Origin of the sequence: Caballeronia sp. NK8 (assembly GCF_018408855.1) — a bacterium.
Taxonomy (GTDB): domain Bacteria; phylum Pseudomonadota; class Gammaproteobacteria; order Burkholderiales; family Burkholderiaceae; genus Caballeronia.
The window spans coordinates 2,887,954-2,911,970 of the sequence record NZ_AP024322.1 but is presented as its reverse complement, the minus strand read 5'-3'; the positions used below and the strand labels follow the sequence as shown (position 1 = coordinate 2,911,970).

Below are 24,017 nucleotides of genomic sequence, written 5' to 3'. Positions count from 1 at the left end.
ACTTGTCCGAATACAACGCCGACCGCCCGCGGTCCGATTTCTTCGCGCGTATCTGGCGAGCCGTCTCGAAAGAGCCGGTTCTGTCGATACTCGTCGTCGCGCTGATCGCGCTGCAGATCGCGCATCCGCGCCCGCTCACGTCGCTGCCTGGTCTCGTCGACTGGCAGACGGTGCTCACGCTCGCCGGTCTCCTGATCTTGACCAAGGCGATCGAATTGTCAGGATTCCTGATGTGGGCGGCGCATCGGCTCGTGCATCACATTCACGGCGAGCGAACCCTCGCGCTGCTGCTCGTCGCGCTGGCAGCGGGTCTGTCGACGGTACTGACCAATGATGTCGCGCTCTTCGCCGTCGTGCCGCTCGCGTTGTCGCTGCACAAACTCGCGCCGCTGCCGATCAAGCGGCTCGTCATCGTGATCGCACTGGCGGTCAATGCAGGATCGGTCCTCACGCCGCTAGGCAACCCGCAGAACCTCTTTCTATGGCAGACGAGCGGCGTCGGCTTTCCGGCGTTCGTATGGGCGCTGCTGCCGCTGTGCGCGGCGTTGATGGCGCTGCTCGGCGTCGTCACCTTCGCGATGTTCCGCGCCGAACCGCTCGATCTGTCCGGCGATGTCGAAGAACATCGCGTCGATCGCGTGCTGTGCGGCGTCAGCGTGCTTGCGTTCGCCGCGTTCGTCGCTCTCGCCGACGCGCATCACGCCGGCCCCGCGCTCGCCGCGCTCGCGATCGTCTTTCTGCTGTGGCGTCGCGAAGTCGTGTTTCGGATCGACTGGCTGTTGTTGCTCATCTTCGTGTTGATGTTCATCGTGCTGCGTAGCGCGGCCGCGTTACCGTCGATTCACGCGGCGATCGCGCATCTCGGTATCGGAACGCCGGTGCGCGCGTACGCGGCCGGCGCCGTGCTTTCGCAGGCGATCAGCAATGTACCCGCCGCCATCGTTCTCGCGGAGTTCTCCAAGGATTGGCGCGCGCTCGCTTTTGGCGTGAGCGTCGGCGGCTTCGGCGTGGCGATCGGCTCGCTGGCCAATCTGATCGCGGTCAGACTGTCGGGCGAAAAGGGCATGTGGATGCCATTTCACATTGTGTCGATACCGTTCTGGATCGTGGCGATAGTCATCGGTTGGGTGCTCGTTTGACGCTGATCGGAAGCTCTTCCATCGACTGATAATGTCCTTGCAATTGCAAGGAAAGTCTCACTTTTGAGACCGTTTTTTAAGGTTTGTCCGCTTGGCTTTTGACACACCTAAACTATTGAATCCGCGACAACAATCGCTTACAATCGCCCGGATTTATCAGCTAGGCCACCTCGAAAGCGCTGCGAAAGCGCAGGGTGATTTCCCGGACTTTTGGTTGAAGGTTTGAAGACGGTGCGAGAGGAAAATCGAGCGCCGGACGCTCACGCAACCGGCGAGGCGAACGCCTCCGGAAATCAGCCGCGCGGTTCGTCGAACGACTCGTGGGATGCCGAAGCGCAAGAAAACAATATCGTTCCGCTCACGCGGGATCAGGCAGAGAAGCTGTTTGGCCCTGAGGTGAGTCGTCCATCGCGTGTCACGCCTTTTAGAGTCGTGGCAGCGCAAATGGTTTTGTCCCTGGGTGCGACGCTGTTGTGGTGGCTGTTCTACAAGCCGCCGGGCGATGCTGCGCTGTCCGCATTTCTGGGGGGAGCAATCTGCTGGGTGCCGAGCGCCTTGTTCGCCTCGCGCCTGAAAGCGAAGAGCGGCGCCGAGACGATCATGAGCTGGATGATCGGCGAGGCGCTCAAGATGGGAGCGACGATTGCCATGTTCGTGGCGGTCGCGTACTGGTACAAGAGCGCGTTGTGGCTGCCCTTGCTCGTTACGTACATCGTCGCTCTGAAGACTTACTGGGTTGCAATGGCGCTTCGGTGACGATTCTTGACGTCCCAGGTAAGTGCCTGCAGCACGGGTTGCAAGTAGCATCGGATATGAACAGGTGCGGATCACATTCCGCACTCGGGCCTCTCGAACCGGAGCCGCGACGCGATGCGGCGGCTCGGCGGCGACAGGCGGCGAAAGATTTTTGACAATTTGGGTGGCTTTAACGATATGGCAGCTAGCGAAGGAACGCACGCTCTGGATCCGTCCGAGTACATTGCGCACCACTTGCAGAATCTTTCCACGCAGACACAGACGTCGATCTTCGACATCCACGTCTGGAATCTCGACACGCTGTTCTGGTCGATCGTGTGCGGTCTCGTGACCATTCTCATTCTCGGTCTTGCGGCGCGCAAGGCGACGTCCGGTGTTCCCGGCCGTTTCCAGTGCGCCATCGAGATGCTGGTCGAAATGGTCGAAGACCAGTCGAAGTCGATGATCCACGGCAGCCGCCGCTTCATCGCTCCGCTCGCACTGACCGTGTTCGTCTGGGTCGCCCTGATGAACACGCTCGACTTCATCCCCGTCGACTTGCCGGGCCGCGTCATCGGCTGGCTGGGTCTCGAACAGGTCCTGCCGCATCATCGCATCGTGCCGACGGCTGACCTGAACGGCACCATCGGCATCGCGCTCGGCGTGTTCGTGCTGATGATCTACTACAACTTCAAGATCAAGGGCGCAGGCGGCTTCGTGCACGAACTCCTGTCCGCTCCGTTCGGCGCGCATCCGCTGCTGTGGATTCCGAACCTCGCGCTGAACATCATCGAGTTCGTCGCCAAGACGGTTTCGCTCGGCATGCGGCTCTTCGGCAACATGTACGCCGGCGAACTGCTGTTCCTGCTGATCGCCCTTCTGGGCAGCATGTGGACGTTCGGTGCGGACACCTCCGTTCTCGGCTTCCTCGGCCATGTGGTCGCGGGCACGGTCTGGGCGATCTTCCACATTCTGATCGTGTTGTTGCAGGCGTTCATTTTCATGATGCTGACGCTGGTGTACATCGGCCAGGCGCATGACTCACACTGACGCGTGACGGCACGTTCCGGAATCGTTCAGTTTTCAGGTTTTCGTTTTTTATAAATCCAGTTCCAAAGTCTTTAAATCAAAGGAGTGATCATGCAAGCTTTCATCGCCAACATCCAGGGTCTGACCGCCATCGGTATCGGCATCATCATCGGCCTGGGTGCAATCGGCGCCTGTATCGGTATCGGTCTGATGGGCGGCAAGTACATTGAAGCATGCGCCCGCCAGCCGGAACTGATGAACCCGCTGCAGACCAAGATGTTCCTGCTGGCTGGTCTGATCGACGCGGCGTTCCTGATCGGCGTTGGTGTGGCAATGCTGTTTGCGTTCGCGAACCCGCTGCTCTCGAAGCTCGCAGGCTGAGGTTCCTCGGAACTGTGCGTCTGACTTTTAAAGACGCCTGAACGGAATGGATGAGGCGCTGATCGAGCTCAACAAGCCGATGAGCGCCTTTTAACCGTTTCACCTCCGATCAAGCAACGTTTAAGGAAACACCGTGAATCTCAACGCAACCCTGTTTGCGCAAATGGTCGTGTTTCTGATCCTCGCGTGGTTCACGATGAAGTTCGTGTGGCCCCCGTTGATCAACGCCCTCGACGAGCGCTCGAAAAAGATTGCCGACGGCCTCGCCGCCGCCGACAAGGGCAAAGCGGAACTCGAAGCTGCGCACAAGCGCGTGGACCAGGAACTCGCGCAAGCGCGCAACGACGGCCAGCAACGCATCGCCGACGCTGAAAAGCGCGCGGCCGCAGTCGCCGACGAAATCAAGGCGAACGCCCAGGCCGAAGCCGCGCGCATCGTCGCGCAAGCCAAGGCGGACGCCGACCAGCAGGTCGTGAAGGCGCGCGAGACGCTGCGCGCTGAAGTCGCGGCACTGGCTGTGAAAGGCGCCGAGCAGATTCTGAAGCGCGAAGTCGATCAGAAGGCTCACGCCGATCTGCTGAATCAACTCAAAGCCGAGCTCTGATCATGGCCGAACTTGCAACCATCGCTCGTCCTTACGCAGAAGCGCTGTTCCGCGTGGCCGAAAGCGGCGATCTCGCGGGCTGGTCCACCTTCGTCGAGGAGCTGGCACAGGTTGCGCGTCTGCCCGAAGTGGAAACGGTCGCTTCGAACCCGAAGGTGAGCCGTCAGCAAATCGTCGATCTCCTGCTCGCCGCAGTGAACTCGCCGCTCGCGCAGAGCCAGCCTCAAGCGAAGAACTTCGTCGGCATGCTGGTCGAGAACCATCGCCTGCCGCTGCTGCCGGAAATCGCCGTCCAGTTCGACGAGCTGAAGAACGCCCGTGAAGGTGCTGCCGATGCTCACATCGTGAGCGCGTTCCCCCTCGAAGGCGAACAGTTGAACGACCTCGTTGCAAGCCTCGAACGCAAGTTTCAGCGCAAGCTGAAACCGATCGTCGAAGTCGATCGTTCGCTGATCGGCGGCGTTCGCGTGACGGTTGGCGACGAAGTGCTCGATACCTCGGTCCGCGCGCGCCTCGCCAGCATGCAGACGGCTCTGACCGCCTGACGCTTCCAAAGAAGCGCCTTAGCTGGCACGCAACAGAATTGACTATCAGGAGCGAATAATGCAACTCAATCCCTCTGAGATCAGCGAGCTGATCAAGAGCCGGATCCAGGGCCTTGAAGCGAGCGCGGACGTTCGCAACCAGGGCACCGTGATCTCCGTGACCGACGGTATCGTGCGTATCCACGGCCTGTCGGAAGTGATGCAGGGCGAAATGCTCGAATTCCCGGGCAACACCTTCGGCCTCGCGCTGAACCTCGAACGTGACTCGGTCGGCGCCGTTATTCTCGGTCAGTACGAGCACATCTCGGAAGGCGACATCGTCAAGACGACGGGCCGCATTCTCGAAGTGCCGGTTGGTCCGGAACTCATCGGCCGCGTGGTCGATGCGCTCGGCAACCCGATCGACGGCAAGGGCCCGATCAACGCGAAGGCCACTGACGCCATCGAAAAGATCGCGCCGGGCGTGATCTGGCGTAAGTCGGTGTCGCAGCCGGTGCAAACGGGTCTGAAGTCGATCGACTCGATGGTGCCGATCGGCCGTGGCCAGCGCGAGCTGATCATCGGCGACCGTCAGTGCGGCAAGACCGCGGTGGCCGTCGACGCGATCATCAACCAGAAGGGCAAGGACCTTTTCTGTATCTACGTCGCGATCGGCCAGAAGGCTTCGTCGATCATGAACGTGGTGCGCAAGCTCGAAGAAACCGGCGCGATGGCTTATACCATCGTCGTGGCGGCTTCGGCTTCGGAATCGGCCGCGATGCAATACCTCGCGCCGTACGCCGGCTGCACGATGGGCGAATACTTCCGCGATCGCGGGCAAGACGCGCTCATCGTCTATGACGATTTGACCAAGCAAGCGTGGGCGTATCGCCAGATTTCGCTGCTGCTGCGCCGTCCGCCGGGCCGTGAAGCGTACCCGGGTGACGTGTTCTATCTGCACTCGCGTCTGCTCGAGCGTGCGGCTCGCGTCTCGGAAGACTACGTCGAGAAGTTCACGAACGGTGAAGTGAAGGGCAAGAGCGGCTCGCTGACGGCACTGCCCGTCATCGAAACGCAAGCCGGCGACGTGACCGCGTTCGTTCCGACGAACGTGATCTCGATTACCGACGGCCAGATCTTCCTGGAAACCGACCTGTTCAACGCCGGTATCCGTCCCGCGATCAACGCGGGCGTGTCGGTGTCGCGCGTCGGTGGTGCGGCTCAGACCAAGGTCGTGAAGAAGCTGTCGGGCGGTATCCGTACCGACCTCGCGCAGTATCGTGAACTGGCTGCGTTCGCGCAGTTCGCATCGGACCTGGACGAAGCCACCCGCAAGCAGCTCGAACGCGGCCGCCGCGTTACGGAACTGCTGAAGCAGCCGCAGTATCAACCGCTGCAAGTGTGGGAACTGTCGGTTGCGCTGTTCGCAGCCAACAACGGCTATCTGGACGATCTCGAAGTCTCGCAAGTTCTGCCTTTCGAAAAGGGCCTGCGCGAATTCCTGAAGGCCAGCCACGCCGATCTGATTAAGCGCATCGAAGACAATAAAGACTTGTCGAAGGACGACGAAGGCGCACTGCATGCCGCGCTGAAGGACTTCAAGAAGTCGGGCGCTTATTGATCGGGACTGAGGAGCAACGCGCGATGACTTTGAGCATCGCGCGGCTTCGATCAAGGAGTAAGCAATGGCTGGAATGAAGGAAATTCGCGGCAAGATCAAGAGCGTGCAGAACACGCGCAAGATCACGAAAGCGATGGAAATGGTCGCCGCATCGAAGATGCGCCGCGCCCAGGAACGCATGCGTTCCGCCCGTCCGTATGCCGACAAGGTCCGCGCAATCGCATCGCACATGAGCAAGGCGAACCCTGAGTATCGCCACCCGTTCATGGTCGAGAACAAGGGCGTGAAGACGGCCGGCCTGATCCTCGTCACGACCGACAAGGGTCTGTGCGGCGGCATGAACACGAACGTGCTGCGTGCGTCGCTGCTCAAGATCAAGGAACTCGATCAGAGCGGTGTCAAGATCGAGGCGTCGGCGATCGGCAGCAAGGGTCTCGGGTTCCTGAATCGCCTGAAGGCCAGTGTCGTGTCGCAAGTCACGCAACTGGGCGACACGCCGCATCTGGAAAAGCTGATCGGCGCGATCAAGGTGCAGCTCGACTTGTACTCGGAAGGCAAGATCAGCGCGGTGTACCTGGCGTACACGCGCTTCATCAACACGATGAAGCAGGAAGCGGTGATCGAGCAGCTGCTGCCGTTGTCGGCGGAAGACCTGCACAAGGAAGCGGACAAGCAAGCCGAAGGCGAGACGCCGAAGACCTCGTGGGATTACATCTACGAGCCGGACGCGCAAACCGTGGTGGACGAGCTGCTCGTGCGCTACGTTGAAGCGCTCGTCTATCAGGCAGTCGCGGAAAACATGGCGTCGGAGCAATCGGCGCGGATGGTCGCGATGAAGGCCGCTTCGGACAATGCGAAGACCGTGATCAACGAACTGCAGCTCGTCTACAACAAGAGCCGCCAGGCCGCGATTACGAAAGAACTGTCGGAAATCGTCGGCGGCGCCGCAGCGGTCTGATTTTGCTGACCGCGTGAAAGAACATAGTATCTAAAGGAAATGCGATGAGTACTACTGCTTTGGTAGAAGGCAAGATCGTACAGTGCATCGGCGCCGTTATCGACGTGGAATTCCCGCGTGCGCACATGCCGAAGATCTACGACGCGCTCATTCTGGAAGGCACCGAACTGACGCTCGAAGTCCAGCAGCAGCTGGGCGACGGCGTGGTGCGCACCATCTGTCTGGGTGCATCCGACGGTCTGCGCCGCGGCACGATGGTCAAGAACACGGGCAAGCCGATCAGCGTGCCGGTCGGCAAGCCGACGCTGGGCCGCATCATGGACGTGCTTGGCCGTCCGATCGACGAAGCGGGCCCGATCGATTCGACCACGGTGCGCTCGATTCACCAGCAAGCGCCGAAGTTCGACGAGCTGTCGCCGTCGACGGAACTGCTCGAAACCGGCATCAAGGTTATCGACCTGATCTGCCCGTTCGCAAAGGGCGGCAAGGTCGGTCTGTTCGGCGGTGCGGGCGTGGGCAAGACCGTGAACATGATGGAACTCATCAACAACATCGCGAAGGAACACGGCGGTTATTCCGTGTTCGCGGGTGTGGGTGAGCGTACCCGTGAAGGGAACGACTTCTATCACGAAATGAAGGACTCGAACGTTCTGGACAAAGTGGCGCTGGTGTACGGCCAGATGAACGAGCCGCCGGGCAACCGTCTGCGCGTCGCGCTGACCGGTCTGACGATGGCCGAGCACTTCCGTGACGAAGGTCTCGACGTTCTCTTCTTCGTCGACAACATCTACCGTTTCACGCTGGCAGGTACGGAAGTGTCCGCACTGCTCGGTCGTATGCCTTCGGCAGTGGGCTATCAGCCGACGCTTGCTGAAGAAATGGGCAAGCTGCAAGAGCGCATCACGTCGACCAAGACCGGCTCGATCACGTCGGTTCAGGCCGTGTACGTCCCTGCGGATGACTTGACCGACCCGTCGCCGGCTACGACCTTCGGCCACCTGGACGCAACTGTCGTGTTGTCGCGTGACATCGCTTCGCTGGGTATCTATCCGGCAGTGGACCCGCTCGATTCGACCTCGCGTCAGATCGACCCGAACGTGATCGGCGAAGAGCACTACTCGATCACGCGCGGCGTGCAGCAAACGCTGCAGCGCTACAAGGAACTGCGCGACATCATCGCGATTCTGGGCATGGACGAACTGTCGCCGGAAGACAAGCTGTCGGTCGCGCGCGCGCGCAAGATCCAGCGTTTCCTGTCGCAGCCGTTCCACGTCGCGGAAGTGTTCACGGGTTCGCCGGGCAAGTACGTGCCGCTGAAGGAAACCATCCGCGGCTTCAAGATGATCGTCGAAGGTGAGTGCGATCATCTGCCGGAGCAGGCGTTCTACATGGTCGGCACGATCGACGAAGCCTTCGAAAAGGCCAAGAAGATCCAGTAAAGGTCGGGTGTGTCTCTGGGGCGTCAGTCTTACGGCTGGCGTCCGCGAACAACACTCACCAGGAGTCGACATAAATGGCAACCATCAAGGTAGACGTCGTCAGCGCGGAAGAGCAGATCTTCTCGGGCCAGGCGAAGTTCGTCGCGCTGCCGGGCGAAGCGGGTGAACTGGGCATTCTGCCCGGCCACACGCCGCTCATCACGCGTATTCGTCCGGGCGCGGTGCGCATCGAGGCGGAAGACGGCTCGGAAGAGTTCGTGTTCGTTGCAGGCGGGATTCTCGAAATCCAGCCGGGCATCGTGACCGTACTCGCCGATACCGCCATCCGCGGCGCCGATCTCGACGAAGCGAAAGCGGAGCAGGCGAAGAAGCGTGCCGAGGAAGCGATTCAGAACAACACCTCGGAGCTCGAGTATGCGACCGCGCAAGCGGAACTCGCTTACGCGACAGCACAGCTCGCAGCGATTCAACGTCTGCGCAAGGCACACGCGAAGCACTGAGCGTGACGCGCCGCGCGGCGTTCAGCAGAACAAAAAAGCAGCCTTCGGGCTGCTTTTTTTATGCTCCAAATCGGCAAATCGCGCGCGCAAAACTGCATATCGGTTATGTGGGTCACGTTTGATTCGTCGATAAGTGTCTGATTCAGCGCGATTTTTGTTGCCGGTGGCAAATCGGCATTGCGGGGAAACACTCAATGCCCGCGCGCGTCTTTGCGATGCACAATGGCCTCCATTTAGCCTTCATCGGGCGGCGACTCACCATGGCGGAGACCATCGATGGCAATTGAACCGACGCAAGCCGGCGCGCAGATCGAACCGCGCGACGGCATTTCCCACGTTCGCGGCGCGACCGACATCCCGTTGACGAACGCAACCGTTTCGCGCTTTTTTCTCGAAACAGTGAGCCGGTTTCCCGACCGCCCGGCCGTCGTGTTCCGCGAGCAGAACATCCGCTGGACCTGGCGCGAGTTCGCCAATGAAGTCGATGTGCTGGCGAGCGGGCTGCTCGCGCTCGGCATCCAGGCGGGCGACCGCGTCGGCATCTGGTCGCCGAATCGCGCGGAATGGCTGCTGACGCAATTCGCCACCGCGCGCATGGGCGCGGTGTTGGTGAACATCAATCCGGCGTATCGGCTGGCCGAGCTCGAATATGCGCTGAACAAGGTCGGGTGCAAGGCGATCATCGCGGCCGAGCAGTTCAAGTCATCGAAATATCTGGAGATGCTCCAGGCGCTCGCACCCGAGCTCGCCGACGCCGCGCCTAACGCGCTGAACGCCGCGAAGCTGCCGGAATTGCGCGCCGTGATCCGCATGGGCGAGGGCAAGACGCCCGGCATGCTCAACTTCAATGACGTGATGCACACGGGCCGCGCGCAGGCCGATGCCGCGAAACTGGATTCGCTCGAAGCGCAGTTCGGCTCGGACGAGGCGATCAACATCCAGTTCACGAGCGGCACGACCGGCAATCCGAAGGGCGCGACGCTGACGCATCGGAATATCGTCAATAACGCACGCTACATCGCGATGGCGATGCGGCTCACGGAGCAGGATTCGCTCTGCATTCCCGTGCCGCTGTACCACTGCTTCGGCATGGTGCTGGCCGTGCTGGCGTGCGTCTCGACCGGCTGCGCGATGGTCTTTCCTGGCGAAGCCTTCGACCCGGGCGCGACGCTCACCGCGGTCCACGAGGAGAAGTGCACCGCGCTGCACGGCGTGCCGACGATGTTCATTGCCGAACTCGATCACCCCGACTTCTCGAAATACGACCTGAGCCGCTTGCGCACCGGCATCATGGCGGGCTCGCCATGTCCGATCGAGACGATGAAGCGTGTCGTTTCGACGATGCACCTGAGCGAGATCACGATCGCGTACGGGATGACGGAGACCAGTCCGGTATCGTTCCAGAGCTCGACGACCGATCCCCTCGACAAGCGCACGACGACCGTCGGACGCATTCAGCCGCATCTGGAGGTGAAGATCGTCGATCCGCTGGGGAATATCGTGCCGGTCGGCGAGACCGGCGAGCTGTGCACGCGCGGCTACTCGGTGATGAAGGGCTACTGGAACGACGACGCGAAGACGCGCGAGGCCATCGTCGACGGCTGGATGCACACCGGCGACCTCGCGACCCTCGACGCAGAAGGTTACTGCAACATCGTCGGGCGGCTGAAGGACATGCTGATCCGCGGCGGCGAGAACATCTATCCGCGCGAAATCGAAGAATTCCTCTTCCGTCATCCGAAGGTGCAGTCCGTGCAGGTGTTCGGCGTGCCGGATCAGAAGTACGGCGAGGAAGTGTGCGCGTGGATTGTCGTGCGTCCGGGCGAACAGGCGAGCGAAGAGGATATCCGCGAGTTCTGCCAGGGGCAGATCGCGCACTACAAGATCCCGCGCTATATCCGCTTCGTCGACGAACTGCCCATGACCGTCACCGGCAAGGCGCAAAAGTTCGTGATGCGCGCCCGCATGATCGACGAGTTGAAGCTGGCCGAAGCGAAAACCGCGTAAGCCGCACGCTACACGGGGCATGAAATGACAAAGGGAGCGCCGTGGCGCTCCCTTTGTCGTGGAACCAAACGCCCATGTCCTTGAACCTTCAGACATGGCAAACGTTTGTCCAGGCGAAAAAAAAGCGGGCCTGGAGCCCGCTAAAAACCACACGCTACGGGGTTAGCGCGAGGAGACCAAACGTGGGATGTTTCGAATGCTTGTGCACTCGAAGAACGATCCCAACACGGATGCCCCCAACAAGAGAGCTTCGACCAAAAGTCTGCCACCGGATCACGCGGCTTTTGCACAGCGCGCCCGAATACATCCGTGTTGAAACCGTTTCAACAGATTGTGGGCGAATTGATTCCGGGTCGCCGTAACAAAGTGTTTCAGGTTGTAACCCCCGTGGAATAAGGCTCACGGGCAATTTTCTCGCGCGATTCTTCTGATTTGCGCGGATATATTGTCCGTTATTCGGAGGATTTACGCGTTCGGTCCCCGTCGACCGATAAATGCCGCTTTAAGGACTAGTGCGATTATTCTAGCTTTCCGCGAAAATCGAACGCGCGGACGCATGAAATCGATGCGCAGAACCCCGTTCCTAACGATATTTCACTGACAAAAAGCTATGGAGACACGCATGACCATCGATGCAGCCTTGCTTCGCTACTACCGCGCGAGTGCCGAAGCCTTTCCTCCTTTGGGGGCGGATGCGGACGCGCAAACGGTGCGCAAGCGCTTCAGCGACATTGCCAAAGCTTACGCCCGCGAACGTGGCAGCGACGTGATTGCCGAAGACATCGAGATTCCGCTGGAAGGCCGCACGCTTGCCGCCCGCGTCTACAAGGCGAAAGCAGCCCGCGGCCCGTTGCCGCTCATTGTCTACTTCCATGGCGGCGGCTGGGTGATCGGTGATCTGGACACGCACGACGGTCTCGTCGAACAACTCGCACTGGATTCACAGTGCGCTGTCGTGAGCGTCGACTATCGGCTTGCGCCCGAATACCCGTTTCCCGCGCCGTGCGACGACGCGCTCGACGCCCTGATCTGGCTCGCGGAGCATCGCTCGCGTCTCGGCTTCGCGACCGACCGGCTCGCCGTCGGCGGCGACAGCGCGGGCGCGCATCTGGCCGTCGTCGCGGCGCGCGGCGCGAACCAGCGCGTGGCTGGCCTCGTCGGTCTGCAATTGCTGCTCTATCCGGCGCTGCGGCGGCAGTTCGAAAGCCCCAGTTGCATCGCCAATGCGAACGGCCCCGGCCTCACCAACGACGAAATGAAGTGGTACTGGACCCAGTTTCTGTCGGGCGAAGCGCCGCACGAACACGATGTGCGCGCGTTTCCGCTGTCCGAACCGTACGAGCGCACGCCGGCGCCCGCGATCGTCGTCGCGGCGGGCTACGATCCGCTCTACGACGACGCCTGCGAGCTCAAGCGCTTTCTGGAAGCCAACGGCGGCCGCGTCGAGATGATCGATGGGCGCGACATGACGCACGGCTTTGCGCGCATCCATTCGCAATCCGACGCGGCACTCGGCTGGCTGCGCCGGCTCGGCGAACGCGCGGGCGAACTCACGCGCGTGGCGCGCTGAGCGTTACTTCAGCCACTTGTCGTACACGCCCTGAAACTCGCCCGACGACCGGGCGAGATGCAGCCACTGATCGACATACTGCTGAAACGGCACGTCGCCGCGCGGCAGCAGATACGCCTTTTCGCCGAACTGGAACGGCTTGTCCGGATGCACCGAGCACAAGCCGGGATTGAGCTTTTGCTGAAGCAGGGTTTCGGATGCGTCCGTGACCATCACGTCGGCCTTGCCTTCGAGGATCTGCTTGAAGATGGTCACGTTGTCCGGATACTCGATCAACTGCGAGTGCGGAAAGAACTGCTTCGCGAACCGCTCGTTGGTGCCGCCCGGATTGACGATGGTCCGCACGTTCGGCTGATCGATCTGCTCGACGGTCTGATATTTGTCGACATCACCGCAACGCACGATGGGCGTTTTGCCGTCTTCCATGTACGGCGCCGTGAAGAACGCGCGCTTTTGTCGCTCCAGTGTGGTCGAGATGCCGCCCACGGCGATGTCGCACTTGGAGACGAAATCGTTCATCAGGTTCGACCACGACGTTTTCACATACTCCGCCTTCGCGCCGAGCGACTTCGCGAGGCTGTCCGCGAGATCGATGTCGATCCCCTCGAACTGTCCGTCCGGGCGCAGGAACGAGTAAGGCTTGTAGTCGCCCGTCGTGCAGATGCGCAGCGTGTGGCGCGCGAGGATATCGTCGAGCCGCGAGGGCGCCACGGCGGCGGGCGCCGATGCCGCAGGCTTCGCGCCGGCGACGGCGCCGGCCTGAATCGTTTGAGCCTGCGCGGCGCCCGTGAGCGCGAGCGACATGACAAGGGCGGAAGCAGCGAGACTGACAGACGTGCGTTGCATCGATTCTCCTGGTTTTAGTTGTAGAGGCGTGTCGATGATAACTAGGCCTTTGGGTCTCTGAACACCCGGCTGAATGGCATAGGCCGCGCTGCATGAGCCTCCCCGAATTGCCGGGCTCAGTCAACGAAAACGCCGGGCCGCTCCGGTAGAATGGACGATTCTCTGCCTTCAGCATCGAGCGACGTGGCACACACTCTTCTGAACGACACCTTCCTGCGCGCGCTCCTGCGCCAGCCGACCGACTACACGCCGATCTGGCTGATGCGCCAGGCAGGACGCTATCTGCCCGAGTACAACGCGACGCGCGGCCGCGCGGGAAGTTTTCTCGGCCTCGCGAAGAATCGGGACTACGCGACCGAAGTCACGCTTCAGCCGCTCGAACGCTTTCCGCTCGACGCCGCGATTCTCTTCTCCGACATCCTCACCGTGCCCGACGCGATGGGCCTCGGCCTGAACTTCGTCCAGGGCGAAGGTCCGCGTTTCGAGCGCACCGTGCGCACGGAAGACGACGTGAAGCGCCTTGCCGTGCCGGACATCGGCGCCACGCTGTCCTACGTCACCGACGCCGTGAGCCAGATCCGCCGCGCGCTCACCGACGCGCAAGGCCGCCAGAAAGTGCCGCTGATCGGCTTTTCGGGCAGTCCGTGGACGCTCGCGTGCTACATGGTCGAAGGCGGCGGCTCGGACGATCATCGCACCGTCAAGTCGATGGCGTATTCGCGCCCCGACCTGATGCACCGCATTCTCGACATCAACGCGCAAGCCGTGACCGCGTACCTGAACGCGCAGATCGAAGCCGGCGCGCAGGCCGTGATGATCTTCGACACCTGGGGCGGCGCACTCGCCGATGGCGCGTATCAGCGCTTCTCGCTCGAATACATCGCGAAGGTGGTCGCGGGCCTCAAGCGCGAGCACGATGGCGAGCGCGTGCCGGTCATCACCTTTACGAAGGGCGGCGGTTTGTGGATCGAGGAAATCGCTGCGACGGGCGTCGATGCGGTCGGTCTCGACTGGACCATGAACCTGAATACCGCGCGGCAGAAAGTCGGGTCGCGCGTGGCGCTGCAAGGGAATATCGACCCGAGCGTGCTGTTCGCGCCGCCTGCGGCGATCCGCACCGAAGCGCGCGCCGTGCTGAATAGCTTCGGGAATTTTCCGGGCCACGTCTTCAATCTGGGCCACGGCATTTCGCAGTTCACGCCGCCCGAGCATGTGGCGGAACTCGTCGACGAAGTTCATCGTCACAGCCGTGCGATGCGCGCAGGTTCGTCGGCAAGTTGATTCCTTCGCGGGCCGCATGCTGCAGTGCAGCGTCGATGCACCACGACGGGTTGTCAGGGGCTGGATCATTCCGTCCGGATCGCCCGGCTCACGCGACCTTCCCCGATGTCAAGACTGAACTTATGCACATTTTGTTCGCTGCGGCGCGCCATCAGACGTATGGGTCCGAGCAGCCAATAAAGTGTCGCTATATGTGCTTCAAGTCAATGATATTTAACGATTTTTCAAAGCTTTGCCCGAAATGTGGGCTAACGCACATAGAGCTTTCGCGACGCACTTTGCGGTCTTCGCAAACGCACTTCTCAACAAAGTTATCCACAGGCCTGTGGAAAGCGACGGAAATTCAAAAATAATCGGCGGTTTACAGGCGATTCTGATGTTTCACTTTAACTTCGTCGGCTACAGCCTCGCCCGTGTACCACAACGCTGCGCGCGAGGCCGCGCACGGTGATCGACCTCTTCGTCCGCGTGGCCGTCGATCAGCCCATGCCGGTGCTGTTCGACTATCGCTACACGCTGGAGCAGACACCGGCCATCGGCATGCTGGTGCGGGTGCCGTTCGGGCGGCGGGAAATCGTCGGACTGATCTGCGAAATCACCCCTACAAGTGACGTGCCTGCCGACAAACTGCGCGCCGTCACGGGGATCTGCGAGCGTTGCGCGCCGTTATCCGAAGCGTGGATCGCGCTTGCCAGCTTCGCCGCCGATTACTACCAGCGCGGTCTGGGCGAAGTCGCGTTGCCGGCGCTGCCTCAAGCGCTGCGCGATGCCTCGCGCTGGGATCGTCTTTTCGCCGTCGAGCCGCGTTATCGGCTATTGCCGGAAGGGCGCGTGCATCTGCCGGACGCGTTGCCCGCGCGCGCAAGCGCCCTGCGCCGTCTCGCCGATGCGCTCGCCGAACAACCGTGGCTCGCCTTGTCCGATGCGCGCGCGCTGCATCCTAAAGCGAGCGCGACGTTCGACGACTGGCTCGCGCGCGGCTGGATCGAAGCAGTAACGGAAAACGTCACCGTATCCGGTGTCACCGCTCCGACCGGCGCCGCGTCTTTGCCGGTGCTGACCGGCGAACAGCGCGACGCCGTCGAGGCCATCTCCGGCGCGCAAGGTTTCGCGCCGTTCCTGCTCCACGGCGTGACGGGCAGCGGCAAGACCGAAGTCTATCTGCACGCGCTCGCCGCGCTGCTCGCCGCCCGCCCGGATGCGCAAGCGCTCGTTCTCGTTCCCGAAATCAACCTGACGCCGCAGTTCGAAGCCGCGTTCCGCGCGCGTTTCGCGGCGCTCGCGGAAGGCTCGATCGTCACGATGCACAGCGGCCTGGCCGAAGGCGAGCGCGCGCGCAACTGGCTCGCGGCGCATACCGGCAGCGCGCGCATCGTGCTTGGCACGCGCCTCGCGATTCTCGCGTCGATGCCGACGCTCGCGATCATCGTCGTCGATGAAGAACACGATCCCGCCTACAAGCAGCAGGAAGGCCTGCGCTACTCCGCGCGCGATCTGGCCATCTACCGCGCGAAGCAACTGGACATTCCCGTCGTGCTCGGATCGGCGACGCCGTCGCTCGAAACCTGGTGGCAGGCGGAGCAGGGCCGCTACACGCGGCTGACGCTCTCGCGCCGCGCCGTCGCCGAAGCGGCGCTGCCGAGCGTGAAGCTCATCGATCTGGAAGAGGAAAGACAACGCGGCCGCGCGTCGGTGGACGGACTGGCGGGGCCGCTCATCGCCGCATTGAAGACGCGCCTCGAGCGCGGTGAGCAGAGTCTCGTGTTTCTGAACCGGCGCGGCTATGCGCCGATCCTCTCCTGCGACGCCTGCGGCTGGGTCGCGGGCTGCCCGCGCTGCAGCGCCTATGCCGTGCTGCACAAGCCCGAGCGCGCGCTGCGCTGTCATCACTGCGGATGGGAGTCGCGCATTCCGAAGTCGTGCCCGGACTGCGGCAACATCGATATCGCGCCGATGGGCCGCGGTACGCAACGTGTCGAGGAGACGCTCGCGAGCGTGGTGCCGGGCGCGCGCGTGCTGCGCATCGACGCCGACAGCACGCGCCGCAAGGGCAGCGCGCAGGCGCTCTTCTCCGACGTGCACGCGGGCGAGGTCGACATTCTCGTCGGTACGCAGATGATCGCGAAAGGCCACGACTTCCGGCGCGTGACGCTCGTGGGCGTGCTGAACGCCGATACCGCGCTGTTCTCGCACGACTTCCGCGCGAGCGAGCGGCTGTTCGCGCAACTGACGCAGGTGAGCGGACGCGCGGGGCGGGCGGGTTTGCCCGGCGAAGTGATGATCCAGACGCGTTATGCGCGCCACGCGCTGTATCAGGCGCTGTCGCGGCAAGACTACGTGGGTTTCGCCAATTCGACGCTCGCCGAGCGGCGCGACGCGCGCCTGCCGCCGTTCGTCTATCAGGCGATGCTGCGCGCCGAAGGCCGCACGCTGGAAGCCGCGCTCGGGTTCCTGGAGCAAGCGGCGGCGGCATTCGCGCCGCTACCGGGCGCGGACCGCGTGACGGTCTACGATGCGGTGCCGCTCACCATCGTAAAAGTGTTCAATGTCCACCGCGCGCAATTGCTGCTCGAAAGCGCGTCGCGTGCGGCGCTACAGGCGTCGCTGCGCGCGTGGCAGCCGGTGCTGCGCTCGCTCAAGGGCGTGCTGCGCTGGAACGTCGAAGTCGATCCGCTGGACGTCTGATCGCGCGGCTCAAACCTTGGCGCGGGAAACATCGCCGGCGGGCCGGTCGGGTTCGTCCGTGGTCTTGTCGGACCGCTGGACGTGCGGCGACGCGCCTCGCACGAACAACACGACGCAGACTGCGAACATCGCCCACACGCTGGCTATCACCATCCAAGTGCTCATGCTCGTCGTTCTCCCGATATCGCGGCGAATCGGCCGCGCATGCCGCACCATGCGGCGCATTGCGTTTATATCGGCGCAGGCCGGGCATTGATTTAGGGGATGTCTCAAAAATATCGGATTAGGGAAAATACTAGGACGAGCGCGTCGACGGCCGACCGGAGGTGCACCGCTCAAGCCCTTGTGGCGTAAGGGTTCATCGTGGTGCAACCTTAGCGAAAATCTCGGTTGCACCTTTTATATCAGCGGAGTACGATTCGCCAACTTTTCAGGTCTCTGGCCGGCTGAGCACGACCGGCAAACGAAGGAAATATGGCGAGCACAACCCTTGGCGTCAAAGTCGACGATCTCCTGCGTTCCCGGCTGAAAGATGCCGCGACGCGTCTCGAGCGCACTCCCCACTGGCTGATCAAGCAGGCGATCTTCGCCTACCTCGAGCGCATCGAGCACGGCCAGCTTCCGCCCGAGCTGTCGGGCGCGAACGGCTCGTCCGAAATGTCCGACGCCGCGCCCGTCGACGGCGACGAAGACGGCGCGCTTCATCCCTTCCTCGATTTCGCGCAGAACGTGCAGCCGCAATCCGTGCTGCGCGCGGCGATCACGGCGGCGTATCGCCGGCCGGAGCCGGAGTGCGTGCCGTTCCTGATCGGTCAGGCGCGTCTGCCTGCGACCGTCTCCGCCGAAACCGAAAAGCTCGCGACGAAGCTCGTCGAAGCGCTGCGCGCGAAGAGTTCGGGCGGCGGCGTCGAAGGGCTGATCCACGAGTTCTCGCTGTCGAGCCAGGAAGGCGTCGCGCTGATGTGTCTCGCCGAAGCGCTGCTGCGCATTCCCGACCGCGCCACGCGCGACGCGCTGATCCGCGACAAGATCAGCAAGGGCGACTGGAAATCGCACATGGGTCAGGCGCCGTCGCTGTTCGTGAACGCGGCGACGTGGGGCCTGATGATTACCGGCAAGCTCGTGACGACGAACAGCGAGACGGGTCTGTCGTCCGCGTTGACGCGTCTGATAGGTCGGGGCGGCGAGCCGCTGATCCGCAAGGGCGTCGACATGGCGATGCGCCTGATGGGCGAGCAGTTCGTCACCGGCGAAACGATTTCCGAAGCGCTCGCGAACAGCCGCAAGTACGAGGCGCGCGGCTTCCGCTATTCCTACGACATGCTCGGAGAAGCCGCGACGACCGAGGAAGACGCGCAGCGCTACTACGCGTCCTACGAGCAGGCGATTCACGCGATCGGCAAGGCGGCCGGCGGACGCGGCATCTACGAAGGCCCGGGCATTTCGATCAAATTGTCCGCGCTGCATCCGCGCTATTCGCGCTCGCAGCAGGAACGCACGATGAACGAGCTGCTGCCGCGCGTGCGCTCGCTCGCGCAACTGGCGCGCCGTTATGACATCGGCTTGAACATCGACGCGGAGGAAGCCGACCGCCTCGAAATCTCGCTCGACCTGCTCGAAGCCCTCTGTTTCGATCCGGAACTGGCGGGCTGGAACGGCATCGGTTTCGTGGTGCAGGGTTATCAGAAGCGCTGCCCGTTCGTCATCGACTATCTGATCGATCTCGCGCGCCGCAGTCGTCATCGTTTGATGATTCGTCTCGTGAAGGGCGCGTACTGGGATACGGAAATCAAGCGCGCGCAGGTCGATGGCCTCGAAGGTTATCCGGTCTACACGCGCAAGATCTACACGGACATCTCGTACCTCGCGTGCGCGAAGAAACTGCTCGGCGCGCCCGATGCCGTCTACCCGCAATTCGCGACGCACAACGCATTCACGCTGTCCGCGATCTATCACCTCGCGGGACAGAACTACTATCCCGGCCAGTACGAGTTCCAGTGCCTGCACGGCATGGGCGAGCCGCTCTACGAAGAAGTGACCGGCCGCGACAAGCTGAACCGTCCGTGCCGCGTGTATGCGCCGGTCGGCACGCACGAAACGCTGCTCGCGTATCTCGTGCGCCGGCTGCTGGAGAACGGCGCGAACACGTCGTTCGTGAATCGCATCGCCGATGAATCCATTCCGGTGAAGGAACTCGTGCGCGATCCAATCGACGAAGCGCAGGAGATCACGCCGCTCGGCGCGCCGCACGCGAAGATTCCGCTGCCGCGTCAGCTTTACGGCAACGAGCGCTTCAACTCGATGGGCCTCGATCTGTCGAACGAGCATCGTCTGGCGTCGCTGTCGTCGGCGTTGCTGGCGAGCGCGCATCATCCGTGGCGCGCCGAACCGATGCTTGAAGGCGGCGACATTGCCAACGGCGTCGCGCGCGATGTGCGCAATCCATCGGATCTGCGCGATCTCGTCGGCACGGTCGTGGAAGCGTCACCGGAACAGGTGAGCGCCGCGATTGCGAACGCGGTGGCCGCCGCGCCGATCTGGCAGGCGACGCCCGTCGAAGATCGCGCCGATTGCCTCACGCGCGCCGCCGATCTGCTCGAAGCGCAGATGCACACGCTGATGGGCCTCGTCGTGCGCGAGGCGGGCAAGTCGCTGCCCAACGCCATCGCGGAAATTCGCGAGGCCATCGACTTCCTGCGTTACTACGCGACGCAGATTCGCGCCGAATTCTCGAACGACACGCATCGCCCGCTCGGTCCGGTCGTGTGTATCAGCCCGTGGAATTTCCCGCTCGCGATCTTCATGGGGCAGGTCGCCGCCGCGCTCGCCGCTGGCAATCCGGTGCTCGCGAAGCCGGCTGAACAGACGCCGCTGATCGCCGCGCAAGCCGTGCGGATTCTGCGCGAAGCGGGCGTGCCGGCAGGCGCGGTGCAACTGCTGCCGGGCAATGGCGAAACCGTGGGCGCGGCGCTGGTCGCCGATCCGCGCACGCGCGCCGTCATGTTCACCGGCTCGACGGAAGTCGCGCGCCTCATCAACAAGACGCTCTCCGAGCGCCTCGATCCGGACGGCCGCCCGATTCCGCTGATCGCCGAAACCGGCGGCCAGAACGCGATGATCGTCGATTCGTCCGCGCTCGCGGAGCAGGTCGTCGCGGACGTGCTGCAGTCGTCGTTCGATTCGGCCGGCCAGCGCTGCTCGGCGCTGCGCGTGCTGTGCCTGCAGGACGATGTCGCCGACCGCACGCTCGAAATGCTGACCGGCGCGATGAATCAGCTCGCGGTCGGCAATCCGGATCGCCTGTCGACCGACGTCGGCCCGGTGATCGACGCGGACGCGAAGCGCGGCATCGACGCGCACATCGCCGGCATGCGCGACAAGGGCCGCAACGTGACGCAACTGCCGCTGCCCGACAACTGCGCGCAAGGCACGTTCGTGCCGCCGACGCTCATCGAGCTCGACGGCATCGACGAACTGAAGCGCGAAGTGTTCGGCCCGGTGCTTCACGTGGTGCGTTATCGCCGTTCGAACCTTGATAAACTCCTCGACCAAATTCGCGCGACCGGGTACGGGCTCACGCTCGGCATCCATACACGCATCGACGAAACCATCGCGCATGTGATCGCGCGGGCGCACGTGGGCAACATCTACGTGAACCGCAATGTGATCGGCGCGGTCGTCGGGGTTCAGCCGTTCGGCGGCGAAGGGCTGTCGGGCACGGGTCCGAAGGCGGGTGGCGCGCTGTATTTGCAGCGGCTGCTGGCCAAGCGCCCGACCGGTTTGCCGAAGTCGCTCGCGAGCACGCTCGTGGTGGATCAGGCCGCGTCGAAGGACACGCCCGCCGCGGCGCTCACCGCGTTGCGCGACTGGGCGATCGGCGAACGCGATCCGCAGACGGCCGCGCGCTGCGATGGCTATCTGCAACACGTAATGGCGGGCGCGACGGCGGTGCTGAACGGCCCGACCGGCGAGCGCAACACCTATACGCTCGGCGCGCGCGGCACGGTGCTGTGCGTGGCCGCGACGGCGAGCGGTGCGCGCGCGCAACTGGCCGCCGTGCTCGCGACGGGCAACCGCGCGTTGTTCAGCGGATCGGCGGGCGAGCAGCTGGCGGCGTCGCTGCCGGCGTCGCTGAAGCCTTATGTTTATGTGCGCAAGGCGGCGGAGGACTTCGACGCCGTGCTGTTCGAGGGCGACAGCGATGAACTGCTGTCGCTCGTGAAGGAAGTCGCGAAGCGCCCGGGGCCGATCGTATCGGTGCAGGGTGTGGCGGCGGGGGCATTCGCCGACGCTGGCCACGACGGCGAGGACTACGCGCTCGAACGTCTGCTGACGGAACGCTCGGTGAGCGTGAACACGGCGGCGGCGGGCGGTAATGCGAATTTGATGACGATCGGTTGAGATATCCCTCGAGCGCTCGATTCAAACGAATTCAAACAAGCGGCAGCAGGCACGGCGATCCCGGCACAAGCTGCCATCCACACTGGAACCAGGAGAAGCTATGAAGCACACGATGACCAAGCTGGCAGCAGCCATGACGCTCGCCGGCCTGTCGCTCGCGGGGACCGCATTTGCGCAGCAAGCCGAGGACGTGAAGGTTGGTTATGCAGGCCCGTTGACCGGTGCGCAGGCGCACTACGGCAAGGACATGCAGAACGGCATCACGCTGGCTGTCGAAGATTTCAACGCCACGAAGCCGGTGATCGGCGGCAAGCCGGTTCGCATCGTGCTGAACTCGGCCGACGACCAGGCTGACCCGCGCACGGGCACGACCGTCGCGCAGCGTCTCGTCGATGACGGCATCAAGGGCATGCTCGGCCACTTCAATTCGGGCACGACGATCCCGGCATCGCGCATCTACGCGAACGCGGGCATCCCCGAAATCGCGATGGCGACGGCGCCCGAATACACGACGCAAGGCTTCAAGACCGCCTTCCGCATGATGACCTCCGACACGCAGCAAGGCTCGGTCGCGGGTGAGTACGCGGTGAAGAATCTGAAGGTCAAGAAGATCGCGATCGTCGATGACCGCACGGCCTACGGCCAGGGTCTCGCCGACCAGTTCGAGAAGGCGGCGAAGGCGGCGGGCGGCACGATCGTCGTGCGCGAGTTCACGAACGACAAGGCCGTGGACTTCAAGGCGATTCTGACCAAGATCAAGTCGATGAATCCGGACCTCGTGTACTACGGTGGCGCGGATTCGCAAGCCGGCCCGATGGTCAAGCAGATGAAGACGCTCGGCTTCCGCGCGCCGCTGATGGCGGGCGAAATGGTGAAGACGGACACCTTCGTGAAGATCGCGGGCGACGCGGCTGACGGCACGGTGGCATCGCTCGCCGGCCTGCCGATGGACGAAATGCCGGGCGGCGCGGATTACTCGGCGAAGTACAAGAAGCGCTTCAACGAAGACGTGCAGACGTACTCGCCGTACGCCTACGACGGCGCGATGGCCATGTTCAACGCGATGAAGGCGGCCAACTCGACGGACCCGGCGAAGTACCTGCCGTTCCTCGCGAAGACCGACATGCAGGGCGTCACGGCGAAGCACCTGTCGTACGACTCGAAGGGCGATCTGAAGAACGGCGGCATCACGCTGTATAAGGTCGTCGGCGGGAAGTGGACGACGTTGCAGAGCGTGGGCGGGAAGTAAACGTTCGGGTTTTCTGCGTTGTATCGAACGGCTCGGTCCGCGTTGGCGGCCGGGCCGTTTTGTTTTCTTCTAGCTGCTGACCGTTCGAACTTTCTTCGCGAATGGGCCTTTCTGTCCCGTGCCTTCCAGGTAGCTCACTTCCATGCCAATTTCGAGTTCGTCGGATTCCGCATCAGTCAGAGCGGAGTAGTAGAAGTAGATCTTCTTCAGGCCATTTTCCGGTCTGATGTATCCGTACTTTTCCGTCAGGCTCTCGATGATCCCGATCTTCCAATCAGCCTCTGGCGCACTCGAATTAGGTTGTCGGTCACGGCGTCGCTGGAACAGGTCGCTCAACACGTCGCGTTCATCTCCCTTTGTCTCGTCCATCCTGTCGATGACTTCGGACATCGGTATGCGATAGCTCACTTCCTTGAGCAGCATCGTGCTCGGCCTTTCGGGCTTGGCGTCACCGCTACTGACTGCTTGCGTGAAGGTCCAAGTGACGACCATGACACGAATCCCGAGCGTCTTGAGCTTTCGGACCAGCGGAATATAGTCGCTGTCGCTTGCGATCAGCACGACAACGTCGAAGTGCTTGTGGATCGAAAGGTCGAAGGCTTCGAGCGCCAGCCATACATCAATGCCTTTTTCCTTTCCGGCGAAGTTCATCGGCAGATAATGCGCGGTGACATTCTCGCGCATCAGCATGTCGTCAACTACGCGCTCGTAGTAGAACGCATCGTCGCCCTTCTCTTTGCTCTTCTGCGCAGAGAAGCGGCCGCGGAAATAATGCGCATCGGTCACTTGACAGTTGCGCATATCGACGGCTTCTTCATCCGCTACTCGGTAGCGTATGTACTCGTGAAGCCCCGGAATGGAAATCCAGGCCCTTTTATCATGCCGATGGTTGTAGTACTTGCTGACGCGATCGAAGTAATTCCCGTCATAGAAAACGCCGATCTTGGTCAGTTGCCTCGCTGCGTGGGACATCGTGCAGTCGCTCCTTTTTATCGATCATCGAGTCGACTCTCAGTATCGAGAGTGCGGATTCGATTATCGGAAGCGG

19 protein-coding genes are annotated in these 24,017 nt (G+C 62.5%); 16 read left to right on the top strand and 3 right to left on the bottom strand.

Annotated features, from left to right (window positions below):
• The first annotated feature begins 2 nt into the window (after positions 1-2).
• The 12 genes from NK8_RS13920 to NK8_RS13865 all read left to right on the top strand — a co-directional run bounded on the left by NK8_RS13920 (position 3) and on the right by NK8_RS13865 (position 12,507).
• On the top strand, positions 3-1,139 hold the full coding sequence (locus tag NK8_RS13920; protein WP_213226677.1) for an SLC13 family permease: 1,137 nt from the start codon (positions 3-5) through the stop codon (positions 1,137-1,139).
• 210 nt (positions 1,140-1,349) lie between these two features.
• Complete coding sequence (locus NK8_RS13915) at positions 1,350-1,895, top strand: ATP synthase subunit I (RefSeq protein ID WP_213226676.1); 546 nt, start codon at positions 1,350-1,352, stop codon at positions 1,893-1,895.
• 177 nt (positions 1,896-2,072) lie between these two features.
• The gene (gene atpB / locus NK8_RS13910) at positions 2,073-2,924 is read left to right on the top strand and encodes a F0F1 ATP synthase subunit A (protein ID WP_213226675.1); all 852 of its coding nucleotides are present in this window, start codon (positions 2,073-2,075) and stop codon (positions 2,922-2,924) included.
• Positions 2,925-3,014: 90 nt separating this feature from the next.
• Positions 3,015-3,284 carry a F0F1 ATP synthase subunit C gene (gene atpE, locus NK8_RS13905; protein ID WP_007180033.1) on the top strand — a complete coding sequence of 90 codons (270 nt, stop codon included), beginning with the start codon at positions 3,015-3,017 and terminating at the stop codon, positions 3,282-3,284.
• Between the two features lie 133 nt (positions 3,285-3,417).
• Positions 3,418-3,888 (top strand): F0F1 ATP synthase subunit B, encoded by a 471-nt coding sequence (locus NK8_RS13900; protein WP_162066629.1) that lies wholly within the window; start codon positions 3,418-3,420, stop codon positions 3,886-3,888.
• A 2-nt stretch (positions 3,889-3,890) separates the two neighbouring features.
• Positions 3,891-4,433, top strand: coding sequence for a F0F1 ATP synthase subunit delta (locus tag NK8_RS13895; protein ID WP_213226674.1), 543 nt, complete (start codon positions 3,891-3,893; stop codon positions 4,431-4,433).
• 58 nt (positions 4,434-4,491) lie between these two features.
• Positions 4,492-6,033 carry a F0F1 ATP synthase subunit alpha gene (atpA, locus tag NK8_RS13890; RefSeq protein WP_213226673.1) on the top strand — a complete coding sequence of 514 codons (1,542 nt, stop codon included), beginning with the start codon at positions 4,492-4,494 and terminating at the stop codon, positions 6,031-6,033.
• Between the two features lie 64 nt (positions 6,034-6,097).
• Positions 6,098-6,991: a F0F1 ATP synthase subunit gamma gene (gene atpG, locus NK8_RS13885; RefSeq protein ID WP_213226672.1), complete on the top strand. Its 894-nt coding sequence runs from the start codon at positions 6,098-6,100 to the stop codon at positions 6,989-6,991.
• A 44-nt stretch (positions 6,992-7,035) separates the two neighbouring features.
• Positions 7,036-8,430 (top strand): F0F1 ATP synthase subunit beta, encoded by a 1,395-nt coding sequence (atpD, locus tag NK8_RS13880; protein WP_162066625.1) that lies wholly within the window; start codon positions 7,036-7,038, stop codon positions 8,428-8,430.
• A 74-nt stretch (positions 8,431-8,504) separates the two neighbouring features.
• Entirely contained in the window at positions 8,505-8,930 is a 426-nt protein-coding gene (locus tag NK8_RS13875) for a F0F1 ATP synthase subunit epsilon (RefSeq protein ID WP_029672474.1), read from the top strand.
• A 276-nt stretch (positions 8,931-9,206) separates the two neighbouring features.
• Positions 9,207-10,937 (top strand): AMP-binding protein, encoded by a 1,731-nt coding sequence (locus NK8_RS13870; RefSeq protein ID WP_213226671.1) that lies wholly within the window; start codon positions 9,207-9,209, stop codon positions 10,935-10,937.
• A gap of 622 nt (positions 10,938-11,559) precedes the next feature.
• Entirely contained in the window at positions 11,560-12,507 is a 948-nt protein-coding gene (locus tag NK8_RS13865; RefSeq protein ID WP_213226670.1) for an alpha/beta hydrolase, read from the top strand.
• A gap of 3 nt (positions 12,508-12,510) precedes the next feature.
• Here the strand turns inward: NK8_RS13865 and NK8_RS13860 are convergent, their stop codons facing one another.
• Positions 12,511-13,353, bottom strand: a complete 843-nt coding sequence (locus tag NK8_RS13860; protein WP_213226669.1) for a transporter substrate-binding domain-containing protein — start codon at positions 13,351-13,353, stop codon at positions 12,511-12,513.
• A gap of 183 nt (positions 13,354-13,536) precedes the next feature.
• Between NK8_RS13860 and hemE the strand changes: the two genes are divergently transcribed.
• Together hemE and NK8_RS13850 are read left to right on the top strand one after the other, a co-directional pair.
• Positions 13,537-14,634 (top strand): uroporphyrinogen decarboxylase, encoded by a 1,098-nt coding sequence (gene hemE, locus NK8_RS13855; protein WP_213226668.1) that lies wholly within the window; start codon positions 13,537-13,539, stop codon positions 14,632-14,634.
• Positions 14,635-15,081: 447 nt separating this feature from the next.
• Complete coding sequence (locus tag NK8_RS13850) at positions 15,082-17,319, top strand: primosomal protein N' (protein ID WP_213226667.1); 2,238 nt, start codon at positions 15,082-15,084, stop codon at positions 17,317-17,319.
• 9 nt (positions 17,320-17,328) lie between these two features.
• Here the strand turns inward: NK8_RS13850 and NK8_RS13845 are convergent, their stop codons facing one another.
• A complete protein-coding gene (locus NK8_RS13845) occupies positions 17,329-17,484 on the bottom strand; it encodes a hypothetical protein (RefSeq protein WP_213226666.1) in 156 nt (51 codons plus the stop codon).
• 309 nt (positions 17,485-17,793) lie between these two features.
• On the opposite strand from NK8_RS13845, the gene putA reads away from it, so the two are divergent.
• Both putA and NK8_RS13835 read left to right on the top strand, forming a co-directional pair.
• Positions 17,794-21,720 carry a trifunctional transcriptional regulator/proline dehydrogenase/L-glutamate gamma-semialdehyde dehydrogenase gene (gene putA, locus NK8_RS13840; protein ID WP_213226665.1) on the top strand — a complete coding sequence of 1,309 codons (3,927 nt, stop codon included), beginning with the start codon at positions 17,794-17,796 and terminating at the stop codon, positions 21,718-21,720.
• A 100-nt stretch (positions 21,721-21,820) separates the two neighbouring features.
• Complete coding sequence (locus NK8_RS13835) at positions 21,821-22,969, top strand: branched-chain amino acid ABC transporter substrate-binding protein (protein WP_213226664.1); 1,149 nt, start codon at positions 21,821-21,823, stop codon at positions 22,967-22,969.
• A 69-nt stretch (positions 22,970-23,038) separates the two neighbouring features.
• On the opposite strand, the gene NK8_RS13830 is transcribed toward NK8_RS13835, so the two are convergent.
• Positions 23,039-23,941 (bottom strand): NYN domain-containing protein, encoded by a 903-nt coding sequence (locus NK8_RS13830; RefSeq protein ID WP_213226663.1) that lies wholly within the window; start codon positions 23,939-23,941, stop codon positions 23,039-23,041.
• Between the last annotated feature and the right edge of the window lie 76 nt (positions 23,942-24,017).